Origin of the sequence: Salmonella sp. SSDFZ54, from assembly GCF_004010735.1 — a bacterium.
Classification (GTDB): Bacteria; Pseudomonadota; Gammaproteobacteria; order Enterobacterales; family Enterobacteriaceae; genus Salmonella; species Salmonella enterica.
The window spans coordinates 1,441,550-1,463,525 of the sequence record NZ_CP034819.1 but is presented as its reverse complement, the minus strand read 5'-3'; the positions used below and the strand labels follow the sequence as shown (position 1 = coordinate 1,463,525).

16 protein-coding genes, 2 tRNA genes and 4 rRNA genes are annotated in these 21,976 nt (G+C 51.4%); 14 read left to right on the top strand and 8 right to left on the bottom strand.

Features of this window, described 5'->3' with window-relative positions:
- Positions 1-17: 17 nt before the first annotated feature.
- The 3 genes from rsmB to def are packed head-to-tail and all read right to left on the bottom strand — an operon-like array spanning position 18 to position 2,831.
- Entirely contained in the window at positions 18-1,307 is a 1,290-nt protein-coding gene (gene rsmB, locus EOS97_RS07400) for a 16S rRNA (cytosine(967)-C(5))-methyltransferase RsmB (RefSeq protein ID WP_000744616.1), read from the bottom strand.
- Between the two features lie 51 nt (positions 1,308-1,358).
- Complete coding sequence (gene fmt, locus EOS97_RS07395) at positions 1,359-2,306, bottom strand: methionyl-tRNA formyltransferase (RefSeq protein ID WP_001285165.1); 948 nt, start codon at positions 2,304-2,306, stop codon at positions 1,359-1,361.
- 15 nt (positions 2,307-2,321) lie between these two features.
- Positions 2,322-2,831, bottom strand: coding sequence for a peptide deformylase (def, locus tag EOS97_RS07390; protein ID WP_000114987.1), 510 nt, complete (start codon positions 2,829-2,831; stop codon positions 2,322-2,324).
- A gap of 131 nt (positions 2,832-2,962) precedes the next feature.
- Here def and dprA point away from each other — a divergent pair, with 131 nt between their 5' ends.
- The 6 genes from dprA to EOS97_RS07360 are packed head-to-tail and all read left to right on the top strand — an operon-like array spanning position 2,963 to position 6,755.
- On the top strand, positions 2,963-4,087 hold the full coding sequence (gene dprA, locus EOS97_RS07385) for a DNA-protecting protein DprA (protein WP_000124529.1): 1,125 nt from the start codon (positions 2,963-2,965) through the stop codon (positions 4,085-4,087).
- Entirely contained in the window at positions 4,059-4,532 is a 474-nt protein-coding gene (smg, locus tag EOS97_RS07380; protein ID WP_000460663.1) for a DUF494 family protein Smg, read from the top strand. Before dprA ends, smg begins: the two co-directional genes overlap by 29 nt.
- A gap of 26 nt (positions 4,533-4,558) precedes the next feature.
- The gene (locus tag EOS97_RS07375; protein WP_001129708.1) at positions 4,559-5,101 is read left to right on the top strand and encodes a type I DNA topoisomerase; all 543 of its coding nucleotides are present in this window, start codon (positions 4,559-4,561) and stop codon (positions 5,099-5,101) included.
- Between the two features lie 4 nt (positions 5,102-5,105).
- Entirely contained in the window at positions 5,106-5,678 is a 573-nt protein-coding gene (gene tsaC, locus EOS97_RS07370; protein WP_001063613.1) for an L-threonylcarbamoyladenylate synthase type 1 TsaC, read from the top strand.
- 4 nt (positions 5,679-5,682) lie between these two features.
- On the top strand, positions 5,683-6,501 hold the full coding sequence (gene aroE / locus EOS97_RS07365) for a shikimate dehydrogenase (RefSeq protein ID WP_000451202.1): 819 nt from the start codon (positions 5,683-5,685) through the stop codon (positions 6,499-6,501).
- Positions 6,498-6,755: a DUF1488 domain-containing protein gene (locus EOS97_RS07360; RefSeq protein ID WP_001070575.1), complete on the top strand. Its 258-nt coding sequence runs from the start codon at positions 6,498-6,500 to the stop codon at positions 6,753-6,755. Before aroE ends, EOS97_RS07360 begins: the two co-directional genes overlap by 4 nt.
- Here EOS97_RS07360 and EOS97_RS07355 read toward each other — a convergent pair.
- The gene (locus tag EOS97_RS07355; RefSeq protein ID WP_001285628.1) at positions 6,731-7,285 is read right to left on the bottom strand and encodes a gamma carbonic anhydrase family protein; all 555 of its coding nucleotides are present in this window, start codon (positions 7,283-7,285) and stop codon (positions 6,731-6,733) included. The genes EOS97_RS07360 and EOS97_RS07355 overlap by 25 nt on opposite strands.
- A 113-nt stretch (positions 7,286-7,398) precedes the next feature.
- Between EOS97_RS07355 and EOS97_RS26760 the strand changes: the two genes are divergently transcribed.
- From EOS97_RS26760 to rrf (EOS97_RS07320), 7 genes are all read left to right on the top strand, one after another.
- Positions 7,399-7,551, top strand: a complete 153-nt coding sequence (locus tag EOS97_RS26760) for a hypothetical protein (protein ID WP_000795911.1) — start codon at positions 7,399-7,401, stop codon at positions 7,549-7,551.
- Positions 7,552-7,759: 208 nt separating this feature from the next.
- Positions 7,760-9,301 (top strand): 16S ribosomal RNA (locus EOS97_RS07350).
- Between the two features lie 85 nt (positions 9,302-9,386).
- Positions 9,387-9,462 (top strand) — tRNA-Glu (locus tag EOS97_RS07345).
- Positions 9,463-9,694: 232 nt separating this feature from the next.
- Positions 9,695-12,599 (top strand): 23S ribosomal RNA (locus tag EOS97_RS07340).
- 196 nt (positions 12,600-12,795) lie between these two features.
- Positions 12,796-12,911 (top strand): 5S ribosomal RNA (rrf, locus tag EOS97_RS07330).
- Positions 12,912-12,925: 14 nt separating this feature from the next.
- Positions 12,926-13,001, top strand: a tRNA-Thr gene (locus EOS97_RS07325).
- Positions 13,002-13,040: 39 nt separating this feature from the next.
- Positions 13,041-13,156: ribosomal RNA gene (gene rrf, locus EOS97_RS07320) — 5S ribosomal RNA — on the top strand.
- Together the 16S, 23S and 5S rRNA genes with 2 tRNA genes alongside form the textbook arrangement of a ribosomal RNA operon.
- 784 nt (positions 13,157-13,940) lie before the next feature.
- On the opposite strand, the gene EOS97_RS07315 is transcribed toward rrf (EOS97_RS07320), so the two are convergent.
- From EOS97_RS07315 to EOS97_RS07305, 3 genes are all read right to left on the bottom strand, one after another.
- Positions 13,941-14,162, bottom strand: a complete 222-nt coding sequence (locus EOS97_RS07315; RefSeq protein WP_000825645.1) for a membrane protein — start codon at positions 14,160-14,162, stop codon at positions 13,941-13,943.
- Positions 14,163-14,398: 236 nt separating this feature from the next.
- On the bottom strand, positions 14,399-17,512 hold the full coding sequence (locus EOS97_RS07310) for an efflux RND transporter permease subunit (RefSeq protein ID WP_001273292.1): 3,114 nt from the start codon (positions 17,510-17,512) through the stop codon (positions 14,399-14,401).
- A gap of 11 nt (positions 17,513-17,523) precedes the next feature.
- A complete protein-coding gene (locus tag EOS97_RS07305; protein WP_000160383.1) occupies positions 17,524-18,681 on the bottom strand; it encodes an efflux RND transporter periplasmic adaptor subunit in 1,158 nt (385 codons plus the stop codon).
- A gap of 413 nt (positions 18,682-19,094) precedes the next feature.
- On the opposite strand from EOS97_RS07305, the gene envR reads away from it, so the two are divergent.
- Complete coding sequence (gene envR, locus EOS97_RS07300) at positions 19,095-19,757, top strand: acrEF/envCD operon transcriptional regulator (protein WP_001085725.1); 663 nt, start codon at positions 19,095-19,097, stop codon at positions 19,755-19,757.
- Positions 19,758-19,759: 2 nt separating this feature from the next.
- On the opposite strand, the gene EOS97_RS07295 is transcribed toward envR, so the two are convergent.
- The gene (locus tag EOS97_RS07295) at positions 19,760-21,859 is read right to left on the bottom strand and encodes a bifunctional diguanylate cyclase/phosphodiesterase (RefSeq protein ID WP_001145336.1); all 2,100 of its coding nucleotides are present in this window, start codon (positions 21,857-21,859) and stop codon (positions 19,760-19,762) included.
- Between the last annotated feature and the right edge of the window lie 117 nt (positions 21,860-21,976).

Below are 21,976 nucleotides of genomic sequence, written 5' to 3'. Positions count from 1 at the left end.
CGTGGCCCGTTATCTCATCACTTCTTGATTAGCTTAGCGTAAAAGAACCCATCACCTTCTTCGCCGCCCGGCAGATTTTGCTGTCCTGGCTGATCAGGTGTTCCCGTTTCGCTGAGCGCGGCATCGGGAGTGCGTTGCAAAAAGGTTTTGATCTGATCGCGGTTTTCTTCCGGCAGTACGGAACAGGTGGCGTAAACCAGCGTCCCGCCGGGCTTCAGGCGCGGCCAGACGGCATCAAGAATTTCCGCCTGTAATTGCGCCAGTTCCGCGATATCGCGATCGCGACGCAGCCATTTGATATCTGGATGACGGCGAATGACGCCGGTTGCGGAGCAGGGCGCATCCAGCAGAATACGGTCAAACTGCTGCTCGCCGCACCATTGGGCGGGATAACGTCCATCCCCTTGTTTAACTGTCGCTTTCATCCCAAGACGCTTTAGGTTGTCGTAAACGCGGGAGAGTCGTTGTTCATCAATATCAACCGCCACCACGTCTGCTTCGGGGGCCACTTCGAGAATATGCGTGGTTTTACCGCCGGGCGCGGCGCACAAGTCTAAAATGTGCTCACCGTTCTGAGGAGCGAGAAAAACCGCACATCCCTGCGCAGAGACATCCTGGACAGTTACCCAACCCTCAGCAAAACCGGGTAAAGCATGTACCGGAGCTGGCGTTTCCAGACGTACAGCGTCGGGATAATCGGGATGGGGATATCCCTTCATGCCTGCGTCTTCAAGTAAGCCAAGCCAACCGTCGCGGGTGTGGTGTGTACGATTTACACGTAGCCACATCGGTGGACGCTGGTTATTCGCTTCAATAATGCGTTGCCACTGTGTGGGGTAAGCATTTTGCAAACGCTTTACCAGCCAACCTGGATGTAAAAAGCGCGCATCGCTGGTCGCAAACTCATTAAGCAACGTTTCCTGCTGGCGCTGGAACTGGCGCAGGACGCCGTTAATTAACCCTTTCAACTGCGGACGTTTGATGGAGACCGCGCCTTCAACGGTTTCAGCCAGCGCCGCATGGGGAGGAACGCGGGTGTACAGCAACTGATAAAAGCCGACCATAATTAAGTAATGCACTGTACGCTGCTTGCCGGTCATTGGACGAGACATCAGCTTATTGATCAGCCATTCCAGCTGTGAAAGGGTGCGCAGGACGCCAAAGCACAGCTCCTGAAGTAGCGCTTTGTCTTTATCGGCGACTTTTTGTTGCAGCGGCGGGAGCACATTACTTAATGATTGTCCCTGCTCGACGACCTGTTCAACGGCCTGTGCCGCCAGACTACGTAAATTGTTTTGTTTTTTCATATGTATAAAATAAAAATGCCCGGTAACACCGGGCTTATAAAGACGTGACCGTCAGGCAAGACGGTTACCAGGAATAAACCATTCCCGGCGTGAATTTAACAGATCCTGGGCGCTCATCGCTTTTTTGCCGGCAGGCTGAAGCGAAAGCAAATTTAATATCCCCTTGCCTGTTGCAACCTGAATGCCCTGTTTCGTCGCGGCCAGAATAGTTCCCGGCAGCGACTGCGTGGCGTCCTCAATGACGGACGCCTGCCAGACTTTTACCGGCTGACCGTCGATTTCCAGCCAGCTCATTGGCCACGGATTAAAGGCGCGAATGCAACGCTCCAGCTGTGCTGCGGAGAGAGACCAGTCAATACGCGCTTCTTCTTTACTGAGCTTTTCCGCATGAGTGACCAGCGCTTCATTCTGCGCTTCAGGCGTCGCTGTGCCGTCCGCCAGTTGTTTTAGTGTGGTAATTAACCCCTGCGGGCCAAGTTCAGCCAACTTATTATACAGTGAGCCACTGGTATCTTCTGCGGTAATCGGGCACGCAAGTTTATACAGCATGTCGCCGGTATCCAGCCCTACATCCATCTGCATAATTGTGACGCCGGTTTCCGCATCGCCTGCCCAGAGTGAGCGCTGAATAGGCGCCGCGCCGCGCCAGCGTGGAAGCAGAGAACCGTGAACGTTGATACATCCGAGACGGGGCATATCCAGCACTGCCTTTGGGAGAATCAGACCATATGCTACGACAACCATGACGTCGGCATGTAAGTCAGCAACCAGATGCTGGTTTTCCTGAGGACGAAGCGACACGGGCTGGAAAACGGGCAGGCCTTTTTCTTCCGCCAGCACTTTTACCGGGCTGGGCATCAACTTTTTGCCGCGACCTGCTGGACGATCGGGTTGGGTAAATACGCCGACAACGTTATGTCCAGAAGTTAACAGCGCGTCGAGATGACGCGCTGCAAAGTCAGGTGTACCCGCAAAAATAATACGTAGTGAATCTGACACGTTGGTTCTTGTCCTTTAAGCTCGGGCGTTCAGGCGGTCGAGTTTTTCTACTTTCTGACGAATACGTTGTTGCTTCAGCGGCGACAAATAATCGATAAACAGTTTACCGACCAGATGATCCATCTCATGCTGAATGCAAATTGCCAGCAAACCATCCGCTTCAAGCTCAAACGGGTTGCCGTCGCGATCCAGCGCGCGGATTTTCACTTTCTCGGCGCGCGGCACTAAAGCGCGCTGTTCCGGAATCGACAGACAGCCTTCTTCTATACCCGTTTCGCCACTTTTCTCCAGCAATTCCGGATTAATGAGTACCAGGCGCTCGTCGCGGTTTTCCGAAACGTCAATCACGATGATCCGCTGGTGGATATCGACCTGCGTTGCGGCCAGACCGATACCTTCTTCCGCGTACATCGTTTCGAACATATCATCGACGATACGCTGAATTTCTGCATTCACTTCTTCAACCGGCTTTGCGACTTTGCGAAGGCGCTCGTCCGGAATATGTAACACTTGCAAAACTGACATAATTATCCAGAGTTGTGTTCAGGAGTTGAAAAGATTATTACCTCTATTCTAGACAAATCCCCACCTGATTGACAGCATCAGTGACCAATCGCAAAGATTGTTCAGACTGCTTGTGGCAGGGGAGGGAAAGGATGGCCCGTACCGAAATTTGGTTACGTTTAATGTACGTCGGCGACCTTTATGGCGAGGCGATGTTGAACATGGCGAACTCGCTTATTCGCCAGCCTCAGATAAATCGCACGCACCTTCAGGAGGCTGGTCTTACCGCGCGACAAGCTGAACGTTTTTTACAGCTTCCAGCAGGTGTGCTTGATGAGACATTACGCTGGCTTGAACTACCGCAGCACCATTTTCTGTGTGCGGATAGTGAGATTTATCCTCCCCAACTGCGTGCTATTGACGATTATCCCGGCGCTATTTTTATTGACGGCGATCCTGCCTGTCTGCATACCTGCCAACTTGCCGTCGTAGGGAGCCGGAGCCACTCCTGGTATGGAGAACGCTGGGGACGTCTGCTTTGCGAAAGCCTTGCGAAAAGCGGTTTGACGATCACCAGCGGCCTTGCCCGGGGAATTGATGGCGTAGCACACAACGCCGCGGTGAGTATGGGGGGAAAAAGTGTAGCGGTGTTAGGGAATGGCTTGGCAAAGATTTATCCTCGCCGACATGCCATGCTGGCTGAAAACTTGATTGCCACCGGCGGCGCAGTGGTCTCAGAATTTCCGCTTTCAACGCCTCCGCTACCGCAACATTTTCCTCGCAGAAACCGTATCATCAGCGGACTGAGCAAAGGCGTGCTGGTGATTGAGGCGGCGTTGCGCAGCGGTTCGTTGGTGACGGCGCGCTGCGCGCTTGAACAGGGGCGGGACGTTTTTGCATTACCAGGTCCTATCGGTAGTCCGGGAAGCGAAGGCACACACTGGTTAATTAAACAAGGGGCCACGCTTGTGACGACGCCGGAGGATATTCTGGAAAATTTGCAATACGGCTTACACTGGTTGCCAACTACGGCGGAAAATTCACTTTATTCACTAAATCAGGATGAGGCGGCATTGCCATTTCCTGAGCTCCTGGCTAACGTAGGAGATGAGGTAACACCTGTTGACGTCGTCGCTGAACGTGCCGGCCAACCTGTGCCAGCGGTAGTGGCTCAGCTACTCGAACTGGAGTTAGCAGGATGGATCGCAGCTGTACCCGGCGGCTATGTCCGATTAAGGAGGGCAAGCCATGTTCGACGTACTAATGTATTTGTTTGAAACATACATCCATAACGAAGCCGAGCTGCGCGTGGATCAGGACAGACTGGAGCGTGATCTCACCGACGCTGGGTTTGATCGCGAGGACATCTACAATGCGCTGCTGTGGCTGGAAAAACTCGCTGACTATCAGGATGGCCTCGCGGAACCCATGCAACTTGCTTCCGACCCTCTTTCAATGCGCATTTATACGGTTGAAGAGTGTGAAAGGCTTGATGCCAGTTGCCGGGGGTTTCTGTTATTCCTTGAGCAGATTCAGGTGCTAAACCTCGAAACACGAGAAATGGTGATTGAGCGTGTGCTGGCGCTGGATACCGCAGAGTTTGACCTGGAAGACTTGAAATGGGTTATTTTGATGGTGTTATTCAACATTCCGGGCTGTGAAAACGCCTATCAGCAAATGGAAGAATTACTCTTTGAGGTAAATGAAGGTATGCTGCATTGATAGGTGTTAATGCTGCATGAGTGAATATGGCTAAATCAGCACTGTTTTCGGTGCGTAAAAATGAGCCCTGCCCGCAGTGCGGGGCCGAACTGGTAATTCGTTCCGGGAAACATGGTCCGTTTCTCGGCTGTTCTCGCTATCCGGAATGCGATTACGTTCGTCCGCTGAAAAGTCAGGCGGACGGGCATATCGTTAAAATTCTAGAGGGGCAACTGTGTCCTGAGTGTGGCGCCGTACTGGTGCTGCGTCAGGGGCGCTTTGGTATGTTCATCGGATGCAGTCAGTATCCGCAATGTGAACATACAGTGGTTATTGATAAACCGGATGAAACGGCGATAGCCTGTCCAGCCTGCCAGCAAGGACATTTGGTCCAGCGCCGTTCTCGTTACGGTAAAATCTTTCATTCCTGCGATCGCTACCCGGAATGTCAGTTCGTCATTAACTTCACACCGGTTGCGGGGGAATGCCCCGAGTGCCATTATCCGCTACTCATCGAAAAGAAAACCGCGCAGGGCGTGAAGCGCTTTTGCGCCAGTAAACAATGTGGAAAGCCGGTTCCGGTGGAATAAACAAGTGAATAATAACCTGCCAACAGGATCTATCGCCGCGGCGGTAGATCTCCTGAATAAAGAAAATGTCATCGCTTATCCAACAGAAGCCGTTTTCGGCGTCGGCTGCGATCCCGATAGTGAAACAGCCGTTACGCGCCTGTTGGCGTTAAAACAACGGCCCGTCGATAAGGGACTCATTTTGATTGCCGCCAGCTTTGAGCAGTTAAAACCTTATATTGATGACAGCATACTTACCGCCGCACAGCGTAAAGCAGTATTTGATTGCTGGCCCGGGCCGGTAACGTTTGTTTTTCCTGCGCCCGCGACAACGCCGCGGTGGCTCACGGGACGTTTTGATTCCCTGGCCGTTCGTGTTACCAACCACCCGCTGGTGGTCGCGCTATGCAATGCGTATGGCAAACCGCTGGTTTCCACCAGCGCCAATCTGAGCGGATTACCGCCATGCCGTACCGTTGAAGAGGTGCGTGCGCAATTTGGCGATGATTTTCCGGTGGTTGAAGGCGCAACGGGTGGGCGTTTAAATCCTTCAGAAATTCGCGATGCTCTGACGGGCGAACTGTTTCGACAGGGGTAATATGATGGAAACCTATGCTGTTTTTGGAAATCCGATTGCGCACAGCAAATCGCCATTTATTCATCAGCAATTTGCTCAGCAGCTAGATATTGTTCACCCCTATGGTCGCGTGCTGGCCCCCATTAATAATTTCATTAATACGCTTGATGCCTTTTTCGCGGCAGGGGGAAAAGGCGCAAACATTACAGTACCTTTTAAAGAGGAGGCGTTTGCGCGTTCGGATGAGTTAACGGAACGAGCATCGCTGGCGGGAGCCGTCAATACATTAAAACGGCTGGAAGATGGTCGTTTGCTTGGCGACAATACTGACGGTATCGGTTTATTAAGCGATCTCAAACGTTTAAATTTTATCCGCCCAGGATGGCGTATTTTGCTGATTGGCGCGGGCGGCGCATCCCGGGGCGTGCTGTTACCTCTGCTTTCTTTGGATTGCGCGGTCACTATCACTAACCGTACAGCTTCACGTGCCGAAGCGTTGGCGAAAATCTTTGCTCATACCGGCAGCGTTCATGCCATGGATATGGACAAGCTGGATGGTTGTGAGTTTGACCTGATTATTAATGCGACCTCCAGCGGCATACGCGGCGAAATCCCGGCGATACCAGCGTCACTTATTCACCCTTCCCTCTGTTGCTATGACATGTTCTATCAAAAAGGGAATACGCCATTTCTCTCCTGGTGTGTACAACAGGGCGCGAAACGTTACGCAGATGGGCTGGGAATGCTGGTGGGGCAGGCTGCACATGCCGTTTTGCTTTGGCACGGTGTATTACCGCAGGTCGAGCCAGTGATTGAGCTGCTACAGCAGGAATTATTAGCGTGAACCAGGCCATACAATTTCCTGACCGCGAAGAATGGGATACTGCTGCCAGCGCTGTCATCTTTCCCGCCCTGGTTAATGGGATGCAACTCACGTGTGCAATAAAAAAAGATGTACTAGCGTATCGCTTTGGTGGAGAAACAGCGGAGCAATGGCTGGCCATTTTTCGTGAGTATCGCTGGGACCTGGAAGAAGAGGCTGAAGCATTAATCCTGGCCCAGCAGGAAGACGATCACGGTTGGATATGGTTATCCTGAGAAAGATAGTCGTCTTTCCATTTTACATAGTTATTGGCGGAGTACTGCAGGCCCGATCTCTCAGCATCGCTCAGGGGGCGGATCTGTTTTACCGGACTGCCAAGATATAAATAGCCGCTTTCCAGCCGTTTGTGCTGCGGCACCAGGCTTCCCGCACCAATCATTACGTCATCTTCTATTATCGCGCCATCCAGCACAATGGAGCCCATACCGACCAGTACGCGGTTACCGATGGTACAGCCGTGCAGCATAACTTTATGGCCAACGGTAACATCTTCGCCAATGATTAATGGGTTGCCGTGTGGATTGGATGGAGACTTGTGGGTTACGTGAAGAACGCTGCCATCCTGAATGTTCGTACGAGCCCCTATCGCAACGTAATTCACATCGCCGCGAATCACCACAAGCGGCCAGATCCCGATATCATCCGCCAGACGGACATCACCAATAACCACGCTGCTGGTATCGATCATCACGCGCTGACCGATTTCAGGAAAAAGATCCTTATAAGGACGTAATGTGTCAGACATGTCTACCTCATCATAAATGAATAGTCATGAAGACTTTGGTTGCTTTAACGGCGTTGTGCAAGGGGAGATAGCATCAAAAAATCGCCACTTTGCGCAGGAATGGAGCGAAAGGGATGAAAAATCAACAAACAGAAAAAAAGATCCAAAAAACGCTTGTGCAAAAAAATGGGATCCCTATAATGCGCCTCCATCGACACGGCGGATGTGAATCACTTCACACAAACAGCCGGTCGGTTGAAGAGAAAAATCCTGAAATTCAGGGTTGACTCTGAAAGAGGAAAGCGTAATATACGCCACCTCGCGACGGTGAGCTGAAAGCCGCGTCGCACCTGCTCTTTAACAATTTATCAGACAATCTGTGTGGGCACTCGAAGATACGGATTCTTGACGTCGCAAGACGAAAAATGAATACCAAGTCTCAAGAGTGAACACGTAATTCATTACGAAGTTTAATTCTTTGAGCATCAAACTTTTAAATTGAAGAGTTTGATCATGGCTCAGATTGAACGCTGGCGGCAGGCCTAACACATGCAAGTCGAACGGTAACAGGAAGCAGCTTGCTGCTTTGCTGACGAGTGGCGGACGGGTGAGTAATGTCTGGGAAACTGCCTGATGGAGGGGGATAACTACTGGAAACGGTGGCTAATACCGCATAACGTCGCAAGACCAAAGAGGGGGACCTTCGGGCCTCTTGCCATCAGATGTGCCCAGATGGGATTAGCTTGTTGGTGAGGTAACGGCTCACCAAGGCGACGATCCCTAGCTGGTCTGAGAGGATGACCAGCCACACTGGAACTGAGACACGGTCCAGACTCCTACGGGAGGCAGCAGTGGGGAATATTGCACAATGGGCGCAAGCCTGATGCAGCCATGCCGCGTGTATGAAGAAGGCCTTCGGGTTGTAAAGTACTTTCAGCGGGGAGGAAGGTGTTGTGGTTAATAACCACAGCAATTGACGTTACCCGCAGAAGAAGCACCGGCTAACTCCGTGCCAGCAGCCGCGGTAATACGGAGGGTGCAAGCGTTAATCGGAATTACTGGGCGTAAAGCGCACGCAGGCGGTCTGTCAAGTCGGATGTGAAATCCCCGGGCTCAACCTGGGAACTGCATTCGAAACTGGCAGGCTTGAGTCTTGTAGAGGGGGGTAGAATTCCAGGTGTAGCGGTGAAATGCGTAGAGATCTGGAGGAATACCGGTGGCGAAGGCGGCCCCCTGGACAAAGACTGACGCTCAGGTGCGAAAGCGTGGGGAGCAAACAGGATTAGATACCCTGGTAGTCCACGCCGTAAACGATGTCTACTTGGAGGTTGTGCCCTTGAGGCGTGGCTTCCGGAGCTAACGCGTTAAGTAGACCGCCTGGGGAGTACGGCCGCAAGGTTAAAACTCAAATGAATTGACGGGGGCCCGCACAAGCGGTGGAGCATGTGGTTTAATTCGATGCAACGCGAAGAACCTTACCTGGTCTTGACATCCACAGAACTTTCCAGAGATGGATTGGTGCCTTCGGGAACTGTGAGACAGGTGCTGCATGGCTGTCGTCAGCTCGTGTTGTGAAATGTTGGGTTAAGTCCCGCAACGAGCGCAACCCTTATCCTTTGTTGCCAGCGATTAGGTCGGGAACTCAAAGGAGACTGCCAGTGATAAACTGGAGGAAGGTGGGGATGACGTCAAGTCATCATGGCCCTTACGACCAGGGCTACACACGTGCTACAATGGCGCATACAAAGAGAAGCGACCTCGCGAGAGCAAGCGGACCTCATAAAGTGCGTCGTAGTCCGGATTGGAGTCTGCAACTCGACTCCATGAAGTCGGAATCGCTAGTAATCGTGGATCAGAATGCCACGGTGAATACGTTCCCGGGCCTTGTACACACCGCCCGTCACACCATGGGAGTGGGTTGCAAAAGAAGTAGGTAGCTTAACCTTCGGGAGGGCGCTTACCACTTTGTGATTCATGACTGGGGTGAAGTCGTAACAAGGTAACCGTAGGGGAACCTGCGGTTGGATCACCTCCTTACCTGAAAGAAGCGTACTTTGCAGTGCTCACACAGATTGTCTGATGAAAAGTAAATAGCAAGGCGTCTTGCGAAGCAGACTGATACGTCCCCTTCGTCTAGAGGCCCAGGACACCGCCCTTTCACGGCGGTAACAGGGGTTCGAATCCCCTAGGGGACGCCAGCGTTCAAACTGATGAGGTCAAACCTCCAGGGGACGCCACTTGCTGGTTTGTGAGTGAAAGTCACCTGCCTTAATATCTCAAAACTGACTTACGAGTCACGTTTGAGATATTTGCTCTTTAAAAATCTGGATCAAGCTGAAAATTGAAACACAGAACAACGAAAGTTGTTCGTGAGTCTCTCAAATTTTCGCAACACGATGATGAATCGTAAGAAACATCTTCGGGTTGTGAGGTTAAGCGACTAAGCGTACACGGTGGATGCCCTGGCAGTCAGAGGCGATGAAGGGCGTGCTAATCTGCGATAAGCGCCGGTAAGGTGATATGAACCGTTATAACCGGCGATACCCGAATGGGGAAACCCAGTGTGATTCGTCACACTATCATTAACTGAATCCATAGGTTAATGAGGCGAACCGGGGGAACTGAAACATCTAAGTACCCCGAGGAAAAGAAATCAACCGAGATTCCCCCAGTAGCGGCGAGCGAACGGGGAGGAGCCCAGAGCCTGAATCAGCATGTGTGTTAGTGGAAGCGTCTGGAAAGGCGCGCGATACAGGGTGACAGCCCCGTACACAAAAGCGCATATGCTGTGAGCTCGATGAGTAGGGCGGGACACGTGGTATCCTGTCTGAATATGGGGGGACCATCCTCCAAGGCTAAATACTCCTGACTGACCGATAGTGAACCAGTACCGTGAGGGAAAGGCGAAAAGAACCCCGGCGAGGGGAGTGAAAAAGAACCTGAAACCGTGTACGTACAAGCAGTGGGAGCACAGGTTTACCTGTGTGACTGCGTACCTTTTGTATAATGGGTCAGCGACTTATATTCTGTAGCAAGGTTAACCGTATAGGGGAGCCGTAGGGAAACCGAGTCTTAATTGGGCGTTAAGTTGCAGGGTATAGACCCGAAACCCGGTGATCTAGCCATGGGCAGGTTGAAGGTTGGGTAACACTAACTGGAGGACCGAACCGACTAATGTTGAAAAATTAGCGGATGACCTGTGGCTGGGGGTGAAAGGCCAATCAAACCGGGAGATAGCTGGTTCTCCCCGAAAGCTATTTAGGTAGCGCCTCGTGAATTCATCTCCGGGGGTAGAGCACTGTTTCGGCTAGGGGGCCATCCCGGCTTACCAACCCGATGCAAACTGCGAATACCGGAGAATGTTATCACGGGAGACACACGGCGGGTGCTAACGTCCGTCGTGAAGAGGGAAACAACCCAGACCGCCAGCTAAGGTCCCAAAGTCATGGTTAAGTGGGAAACGATGTGGGAAGGCCCAGACAGCCAGGATGTTGGCTTAGAAGCAGCCATCATTTAAAGAAAGCGTAATAGCTCACTGGTCGAGTCGGCCTGCGCGGAAGATGTAACGGGGCTAAACCATGCACCGAAGCTGCGGCAGCGACACTGTGTGTTGTTGGGTAGGGGAGCGTTCTGTAAGCCTGTGAAGGTGTGTCGTGAGGCATGCTGGAGGTATCAGAAGTGCGAATGCTGACATAAGTAACGATAAAGCGGGTGAAAAGCCCGCTCGCCGGAAGACCAAGGGTTCCTGTCCAACGTTAATCGGGGCAGGGTGAGTCGACCCCTAAGGCGAGGCCGAAAGGCGTAGTCGATGGGAAACGGGTTAATATTCCCGTACTTGGTGTTACTGCGAAGGGGGGACGGAGAAGGCTATGTTGGCCGGGCGACGGTTGTCCCGGTTTAAGCGTGTAGGCTGGTTTTCCAGGCAAATCCGGAAAATCAAGGCTGAGGCGTGATGACGAGGCACTACGGTGCTGAAGCAACAAATGCCCTGCTTCCAGGAAAAGCCTCTAAGCATCAGGTAACATCAAATCGTACCCCAAACCGACACAGGTGGTCAGGTAGAGAATACCAAGGCGCTTGAGAGAACTCGGGTGAAGGAACTAGGCAAAATGGTGCCGTAACTTCGGGAGAAGGCACGCTGACACGTAGGTGAAGTGATTTACTCATGGAGCTGAAGTCAGTCGAAGATACCAGCTGGCTGCAACTGTTTATTAAAAACACAGCACTGTGCAAACACGAAAGTGGACGTATACGGTGTGACGCCTGCCCGGTGCCGGAAGGTTAATTGATGGGGTCAGCGCAAGCGAAGCTCCTGATCGAAGCCCCGGTAAACGGCGGCCGTAACTATAACGGTCCTAAGGTAGCGAAATTCCTTGTCGGGTAAGTTCCGACCTGCACGAATGGCGTAATGATGGCCAGGCTGTCTCCACCCGAGACTCAGTGAAATTGAACTCGCTGTGAAGATGCAGTGTACCCGCGGCAAGACGGAAAGACCCCGTGAACCTTTACTATAGCTTGACACTGAACATTGAGCCTTGATGTGTAGGATAGGTGGGAGGCTTTGAAGTGTGGACGCCAGTCTGCATGGAGCCGACCTTGAAATACCACCCTTTAATGTTTGATGTTCTAACGTGGACCCGTAATCCGGGTTGCAGACAGTGTCTGGTGGGTAGTTTGACTGGGGCGGTCTCCTCCTAAAGAGTAACGGAGGAGCACGAAGGTTGGCTAATCCTGGTCGGACATCAGGAGGTTAGTGCAATGGCATAAGCCAGCTTGACTGCGAGCGTGACGGCGCGAGCAGGTGCGAAAGCAGGTCATAGTGATCCGGTGGTTCTGAATGGAAGGGCCATCGCTCAACGGATAAAAGGTACTCCGGGGATAACAGGCTGATACCGCCCAAGAGTTCATATCGACGGCGGTGTTTGGCACCTCGATGTCGGCTCATCACATCCTGGGGCTGAAGTAGGTCCCAAGGGTATGGCTGTTCGCCATTTAAAGTGGTACGCGAGCTGGGTTTAGAACGTCGTGAGACAGTTCGGTCCCTATCTGCCGTGGGCGCTGGAGAACTGAGGGGGGCTGCTCCTAGTACGAGAGGACCGGAGTGGACGCATCACTGGTGTTCGGGTTGTCATGCCAATGGCACTGCCCGGTAGCTAAATGCGGAAGAGATAAGTGCTGAAAGCATCTAAGCACGAAACTTGCCCCGAGATGAGTTCTCCCTGAGACTTAGAGTCTCCTGAAGGAACGTTGAAGACGACGACGTTGATAGGCCGGGTGTGTAAGCGCAGCGATGCGTTGAGCTAACCGGTACTAATGAACCGTGAGGCTTAACCTTACAACGCCGAAGATGTTTTGGCGGTTGAGAGACGATTTTCAGCAGTGATTCCGGATTTTCGGGAACGAAAGATTTTACGCTGAGGCAAGGCGGCAAATGAAGGAAAGGAAGGAGCATACAGAAGTATGTGACTGACTTTGCGAATGCAGCCAACGCAGCATCGGTGTAAAAGATTCGTTTCCGGCAACAGAATTTGCCTGGCGGCCGTAGCGCGGTGGTCCCACCTGACCCCATGCCGAACTCAGAAGTGAAACGCCGTAGCGCCGATGGTAGTGTGGGGTCTCCCCATGCGAGAGTAGGGAACTGCCAGGCATCAAATTTAGTGTGCTGATATGGCTCAGTTGGTAGAGCGCACCCTTGGTAAGGGTGAGGTCCCCAGTTCGACTCTGGGTATCAGCACCACTTAATACGGTTAAAGTTCGGCATTTGAAAAAGAATTTGTCTGGCGGCAGTAGCGCGGTGGTCCCACCTGACCCCATGCCGAACTCAGAAGTGAAACGCCGTAGCGCCGATGGTAGTGTGGGGTCTCCCCATGCGAGAGTAGGGAACTGCCAGACATCAAATAAAACAAAAGGCTCAGTCGAAAGACTGGGCCTTTTGTTTTATCTGTTGTTTGTCGGTGGGCACTCTCCTGAGGAGGAGAAATCCGCCGGGAGCGGATTTGAACGTTGCGCAGCAACGGCACGGAGGGTGGCGGGCAGGACGCCCGCCATAAACTGCCAGACATCAAATAAAGCAAAAGGCTCAATCGAAAGATTGGGCCTTTTTGCATTTATCTCTCTATGGAAAAAGTTATCGGTTAATGGCGCCGACGCGTTTTAAACATCTTCGTAGAGTGGATAAAAACCGTTTTAGTCAACGTGATTTTCCGCCATATATCCGCCTGAACCATCGAATGTGAACCGTGCTGAAGTAGATGTACAAACGGCTTTTACTTACGCCTCTAATAAGCAATAGAGATATTCGCTGAGGACTAAGAATCTGGCCCATTAGGCTATTTTATTTGCCAGTTTGGCCCTGGGGCAGTGCTCAAAATCCTCATGTATTACGTGTATGCTCCGGTTTATATCCAGACTGTCTGTAATAATTTACGCCTAATGACCACGCTCTAAGTCTTACTGTATAAAGCGTGTTTGTAATGCGGCTTACGATGCTATCAAGCTACAATTTTGTCTGCATCGGACAAGGAATAGAATAAATACCATCGGGATGGGCGAGTAAGAAAAGAGAGCGTTTTATCGTGTTAACTTTCGGGGGATAGGCTGAACAGATTACGTCGCTGAGTATCCTTACGACCTTTATATTATTACTGAAAGCGCGGCATTGCCGCGCCTGCATGTATCATTTAGAAAGCGCAATGATACCCATCGTCAACCCTGCTACCGCCGCAGCGCCGCCAGCAATAGCGCCTGCTGTCTCCCAGTTATCCTGCGTTGTACCTTTCATACATGTATTGGTATGAACCAGCCGCCCTTGATCGTCATAAACCGGTACGCAGGGAGAATCATGTGCACAACCTGCCAATAAGGTGGTAAGCAATGCAACTGGAATTAGTCTTTTCATGGTGTTACCTCATTAATCAGCGTTTCGCGAAGTACAGCAACGTAAATGCTGGCTCTAACCGCTGCGAAAACGAGAGTTATTTTACCACCACAGAAAAAATGGCCGACATGAGGAATCATCTCAATTCATGTGAATTGTAAAAACTATGGAGAATGCAGAGGTAAGCGGAGAGGGGGAATAGCGGAGATAAAGACGTACCGTTTAAAAAGGCGTCCGAAGACGCCTCTGTTTACCGGTTAATCATGATGGCGATTAAATCGGCGTTTTACAACAACGAAGAATACTGGCACGAAGAAGATAGCTAATAAGGTTGCGGTTAACATTCCCCCCATAACCCCTGTGCCTACTGCGTTCTGTGCCCCACTACCTGCGCCACGACTGATAACTAACGGCATTACCCCGAGAATAAAGGCCAGCGAGGTCATTAGAATAGGACGTAAACGCATACGGGATGCTTCCAGCGTCGCTTCAATCAATCCACGTCCTTCTTTTTCCATGAGATCTTTGGCGAACTCGACAATCAGGATGGCGTTTTTAGCAGAAAGGCCAATAGTGGTTAACAAGCCAACCTGGAAGTAAACGTCATTGTTCAGACCGCGCAATGACGCTGCAAGCAGAGCGCCAACCACGCCGAGCGGTACGACCAGCATTACCGAGAACGGAATTGACCAGCTTTCATACAGAGCGGCAAGGCAGAGGAAAACGACAATGAGTGAGATTGCGTACAGCGCCGGCGCCTGGTTACCTGACAACCGTTCCTGATACGACATACCTGTCCAGTCATAGCCAATACCGTTTGGCAGCTGTGAAGCCAGGTTTTCCATTAACGACATGGCTTCACCGGTACTTCGTCCGGGCGCTGCTTCACCGAGCAGTTCCATTGACGGCATCCCGTTATAGCGTTCCAGGCGTGGCGAACCATAAATCCACCGTGCTGAGCTAAAGGTAGAGAAGGGCACCATCTCGCCATTAGCGCTGCGAACATAAAGATTGTTGATATCTCCCGGCAGCATACGGAACTGAGCGTCAGCCTGAACGTATACTTTTTTCACTCGTCCGCGATCGATAAAGTCGTTAACGTAATAGCCGCCCAACGCCGCGGAGATGGTTTCGTTGATATCAGACAGCGAAACACCGAGCGCCTGCGCTTTTTCTTGATCGACATCCAGCTTGAACTGTGGCGTGTCTTCCAGCCCGTTCGGGCGTACGCGCACTAATAGGTCAGGATGCTTCGCGACCATACCCAGGAGTTGATTACGCGCTTTTGTTAACGCATCGTGACCGAGTCCTCCCTGATCAATCAGTTCAAAGTCGAAACCTGTCGCGGTACCTAACTCGACAATTGCTGGCATGTTGAAAGGGAACACCAACCCGTCGCGAATCTGGCTGAAGGCGCGTGTCGCTCTGGCGATAACGGCTTCGACGCTATTTTCTTCACCGTTACGCTCTTCCCAGGGTTTAAGGCTGACAAATGCCATCCCTGAGTTTTGTCCCTGACCGCTAAAGCTAAAGCCGTTTACGGTAAACACGCTTTCGACGTTCGCTTTTTCATTATTCAGGTAGTAATGAGTGACTTGATCCAGCACTTTCTGCGTACGTTCTTGCGTAGCGCCAGAGGGGAGCTGAATCATGGTCAGGAATACCCCCTGATCTTCTTCCGGCAGGAAGGAGGTCGGGAGGCGTAAAAACAGAACCGCCATTCCGACTACAATAAGTAGATAGATAATGAGATAGCGACCCGTATTACGCACGATACCGCTTACGCTGTTAGTATAGTGGTTAACGCTGTGGTCAAACCTGGTATTGAACCAGCCAAAGAAGCCGCTTTTTTTCTCGTGATGTTCAGCAGATACGGGTTTAAGCAGCGTAGCGCACAGCGCTGGCGTCAGAATCAACGCAACCAGAACGGATAGCGCCATTGCTGAAACAATAGTAATAGAGAACTGGCGATAAATTGCCCCGGTCGAGCCGCCAAAAAAGGCCATCGGGATAAATACCGCAGACAGTACCATCGCGATACCAACCAGCGCTCCCTGAATCTGCGACATGGATTTTTCCGTCGCCTCTCGGGGAGAAAGGTTATCCTCCATCATTACACGTTCAACGTTTTCTACGACCACTATCGCATCATCAACCAACAGCCCTATCGCCAGTACCATGCCGAACATCGTCAGGGTATTGATGGAATAGCCAAAGGCGGCGAGCACCGCAAAAGTGCCTAGCAACACGACAGGAACAGCGATGGTAGGAATCAGGGTTGCCCGGATATTCTGTAAGAACAGATACATTACCAGGAACACCAGAATAATCGCTTCAAACAGCGTTTTTACCACTTCGTGGATAGATATTTTTACGAAGGGCGTTGTGTCATAAGGATAAACCACCTTCATTCCCTGAGGGAAGAAAGGCTGCAGTTCTGTCAGTTTCGCTTTGATTGCGGTTGCGGTATCCAGCGCGTTAGCGCCGGTCGCCAGTTTAATACCTAGACCGGAGGCCGGTTTACCGTTAATGCGCGCTACAACGTTATAGTTTTCACCGCCAAGCTCAATACGCGCGACATCTTTGAGATGGACGACAGAGCCGTCGGTATTGACGCGCAACGTAACTTTGCCGAACTCTTGCGGATCTTTCAGACGCGTTTGGGCGATGATTGAGGCGTTAAGCTGCTGGCCCGGTAATGCTGGCGTACCGCCCAGTTGGCCTGCCGCAATCTGGTCGTTCTGTACTTTTAACTGGTTGATGACGTCAACTGGCGTGAGTTGGTATTTATTTAGCAGATTCGCATCCAGCCAGATACGCATGGCGTACTGTGCGCCAAAGAGCTGAACGTCGCCCACACCATTCAGACGGCTGATAGAATCCTTAATGTTAGAGGCGACATAGTCAGAGATGTCGTCCTGGGTAGTGTTCGGATTATCCGAGACGAACCCGGCGACCATCAAAAAGCTGCTGCTGGACTTTTCAACGCTAATCCCCTGCTGCTGGACTTCTTGCGGCAGTAAAGGCGTGGCGAGCTGCAATTTATTTTGCACCTGAACCTGCGCGATATCCGGATCGGTTCCGGACTGGAAGGTCAGGGTGATGGTCACGCTACCAGCAGAGTCGCTGGTAGAGGACATATACATCAGGTTATCGATACCGTTCATATTTTGTTCGATAACCTGAGTGACCGTATCCTGTACCGTCTGCGCATCCGCGCCAGGATAGGTTGCAGAAATAGAAACCGCTGGCGGCGCAATGGTTGGATACTGCGCAACGGGAAGTTGCATTATTGCCAGTGCGCCAGCCATCATCAGGATAATGGCCAGAACCCAGGCGAAAATAGGACGTCTAATAAAAAAGTTTGCCATGTACGGTTACCTTATTGCGCCGTTTTCGCTGCAGGAGCATCGGTAGTGGCTTTCACCTGGACGCCCGGTCGCGCTTTTTGTAAGCCGCTGACGATGACTTTATCGCCCGGTTTTAACCCTTCGCTGATGAGCCATTTATCGCCAATAGCCTGCGCCGCCACGACATTGCGGGCTTCGACCTGGCTTTTATCGTTAACCACCATCACCATTGCGTCGCCGCGCGGCGTGCGGGTCACGCCCTGCTGGGGGACAAGGATGGCATTGGGCTGGACGCCTTCATCAATGCGTGCGCGAACAAACATACCGGGAAGCAGACTGTGTTGCGGGTTAGGGAAAACCGCCCTGAGCGTGATAGAGCCGGTGCTTTCATCTACGGTAACGTCGGAAAATTGCAGCGTGCCTTTAATCGGGTAGACCTGACCATTTTCCATTACCAGTTGAACCGTGCTACTGGCGCTGTCTTTATGCAGGTTACCTTGTTCGACGGATTGCTTGAGTCGCATAAAGTCGTTGCTTGATTGCGTCACGTCGACATAAATCGGGTCGAGTTGCTGCACGGTAGCCAGTTCAGTTGACTGACCATTAGTCACCAGCGCGCCTTCAGTCACATTAGATTTTCCTATACGGCCGCTGATGGGTGAGGTGACTTTGGTATACGCAAGGTTAATACGCGCGCTTTCAACAGCGGCTTTTGCCGCCACAACGGCGGCATCGGCCTGGCGGGCGTCGGCAATCGCCTGATCATATTCCTGTTGGCTGATATATTTTGTGCCGACCAGTGGAACATAGCGTTTGACCGTCAGGTGCGCGATAGCCGCAGCCGCTTCGCTTTTAGCAAGTTCGCCTTTAGCGCTGTCATAATCGGCCTGATAAGTGGCAGGATCGATCTGATAAAGCGACTGCCCGGCCTCTACATCGCTACCTTCGGTGAAGTTTCTTTTAAGCACGATCCCGCTCACCTGGGGGCGAACCTCCGCAATGCGAAATGCGGACGTACGTCCGGGAAGTTCGGTCGTTACGGCTAGCGGCGCTGTTTCGACCACATGGACGGTGACTTGCGGCTCGCCGGCATGAGCCTGGGTATCTCCCTGGTCATTACAACCGGCCAGCAGCGCAGCAGAGAATATGATGAATGAGGGCAGGAGTGAAAACCTGGCATGTTTCGTCATTACTGTTCCTTAAAAAACCGAAAGCTCGTTATTCACCGGATAACGGTAAGGCGTTAACGCGCGAAAAATAGAATAGCAGTGGGGTATCCTACAAATTATTAGCTTGTGATGTAAGCAATACTTATTTTGGGATGGGGTTCACGGCACATAAAAGCAAAAAAAAAGAACTATTCCCTGTCGTTTCATAATGTCCCGATTAGTAAAATCATGATGTTGAATAACATAATTAGAAATATATATTTTATATGAATATGTTTTATTAATTTATTTGTTTTTATTATTGATTTGGCGATATTGTGCGAAATAAAAATGGCTGTCTCTCGTCTGACTAAAAAGGACATGGTAAAGTTGTTTTTTGTGCTGAGTATTTTATCAGCGTATTTATCGTTTTTATGGTCCAGGATATCTTAATTATGGCGAAGAAAACGAAGGCGGATGCGCTTAAAACGCGGCAACATTTGATTGAAACCGCTATTGCGCAGTTCGCTTTGCGCGGCGTTGCCAACACGACGTTGAATGATATCGCTGACGCCGCTGATGTCACGCGGGGCGCCATCTACTGGCACTTTGAGAATAAAACGCAGTTGTTTAATGAGGTTTGGTTACAGCAACCACCTTTACGCGAACTTATTCAGGATAGGCTTACGGGATGCTGGAATGATAATCCTTTACAGGATCTACGAGAGAAATTTATTGCAGCCTTACAATATATTGCGGCAGTGCCTCGTCAGCAGGCATTAATGCAGATTTTATATCATAAATGTGAATTCCATAATGGTATGATATCGGAACAGGCCATTCGGGAGAAGATGGGTTTCCATCATCAGTCGCTGCTTGAAGTATTACAGCGATGTATGGATAAAAAACTGATCTCAGGCAGTCTTGATCTGGATGTCATATTAATTATTCTGCATGGTAGTTTTAGCGGAATAGTAAAGAACTGGTTAATGAATCCCACAAGTTATGATCTTTATAAGCAGGCGCCTGCATTAGTCGATAATGTATTAAAAATGCTAAGCCCGGATGGCAGTGTGAGGCAATTAATGCCAAATGAACAACAGGCGGAAGAAGCCTGAGATTATTTTGAGTTGATATTATATATTGGCCTTGTGAATATATTGGCAGAGTCCCGAATATCGCGAGCAATTTCCTCTGCCGTACGCGGCTTGCCAAGCAGGAACCCCTGAAGCGTATGGCATCCTAACTGGGTCAAAAATTGTTGCTGTGTTTCATTTTCTACCCCTTCTGCCACAATTTGCAGATTTAACGCTTTCGCCAGCGCGACAATAGCCGCAACAATAGTCGCGCCGTCGCCTGCCTCGCTGAGTTCATGTACGAAAGCGCGATCAATTTTTAGTTCGCACGCCGGAAGACGTTTCAGATAGAGAAGGCTGGAATAACCGGTGCCAAAGTCGTCAATAGAGGCCTTAACCCCCATTTCCGTTAATCTGGTGAGTATAGCGACGCTTTGCTCTGGCTTGTTCATCGCCGTGGTTTCGGTGATTTCCAGAATCAATAAATCGGGACGGATACTGTGTCGGGCCAGGCTCCGCGTAATGGTGTCCACAAGCCCGGGCTGCTCAAATTGTAAGGCGGACAGATTTACCGCCACTGACCATAAGGCGTATCCCTGTAAGTGCCACTCGCGGAGCTGTCGACACGCCTCGTCTATCACCCAGCTACCGATAGTGACGATAAGACCCGTTTTTTCCGCCAGCGGTAAAAACTGGTCAGGATTCAGTACGCCTTGTTTTGGATGATACCAGCGCAACAGGGCCTCAAATCCTACAATGGGGCCGGCAGGAGCCTGAAATTTAGGCTGATACACCAGCCTGAGCTCTTGTCTTTCCAGCGCCAGCCACAGGTCATTCATTAGCTGAAGTTGGGTTTGCGCCAGCATATTCATTGATGGCTGAAAGAAATGGTATCCGTTACGCCCTGTATGCTTCGTGTGGTACATCGCGGCATCGGCGTTGAACATCAGTTCCCGTTCGTTTTTTCCGTCCAGCGGATAGAGCGCTATTCCCACGCTAAGGGTGACGACCAGTTCGTACGGATCTATCGTAAAGGGCGCATCTATCGAATGTACCAGCGCGCTGGCAAGGGAAGCCGCTTCGTCAGGCGCGCTGACTTCTGCAAGCAGCACAAATTCGTCGCCGCCAATCCGCGCCAGGGTAAACTGCCCGCTCAGCGGTTGGTTCAGACGATGCGTGACCGCTACCAGTAGCTTATCGCCGATATCATGACCATAAGCGTCATTAACGGCTTTAAAGCCATCCAGATCCATAAACAGTAGCGCGAAAGACGAGCTTTCCCGATTCGCTTTGCTGATGGCCTGTTCCAGACGATCCTCAAGGAGTACCCGGTTTGGTAAACGGGTGAGCGTATCATGCAGCGCCAACTGCGCCAGTTCCTGGTTCGCCTGCGCCAGCGAAGAGGCAAGTAGTGCGGTGCGGGCCTGAAGCCGGGCGTCAAATAAAGAAACCAGAAGAGTAATGCCCAGGATAGTCAGCGCGACCACGCTGACAAGAACAGCCAGCCAGTTGCTATCGACGCCACGATGCTCCATCGGCCAGTTTTGGGGAAAGTGTGCGGCCTTCATGCCGGCGTAATGCATGCCGGCGATAGCTATCCCCATTAATACCGCAGCGCCTGCTCGCCTCAGGGCGACATCTGTTCCCTCATGACGCAGGCGGAACGTGAGCCACAGCGCGCCGCAGGACGCCAGTAGCGCGATAATGATAGAGAGGGCAACCCACGCGCTATTCCAGACGATAATGGAAGCAAATTGCAGCGCCGCCATCCCGGTATAATGCATTGCGCTGATGCCCAGTCCCATCACCAGCGCGCCCGGCAGTAAACGGCGCAGGCGCAGTTTTTCAGCGCTAACCAGCCATAGCGCAAACAGGGAGGAGCCGATCGCGATCAGCATGGAGAGGCCGGTGAGGAACGGATCGAAGCGCATGTTCATCGCGTGATCCATCGCCAGCATCCCGACAAAATGCATCGCCCAAATACCGACGCCCAGCGCGAAGCCGCCGCCCATTAGCCATATTCTGGCGTTTGATCGGGCGCTTCCGGCTACGCGTCCGGCCATATTTAATGCGGTATAGGACGCAAAAATAGCGACAGCAAATGAAACCGCCACAAGGATGTGGTTGTACTCACTAACCGGCATGTATCATTAGCTCATTGGTTATGCAGGAAAAGAACAGGACGAGACAGTATCACCCCTTCTTTTATCCTCAACGTGTTTTAATTCCCTGTTTTTATAAGGGATAAAAGAAATCCGGGC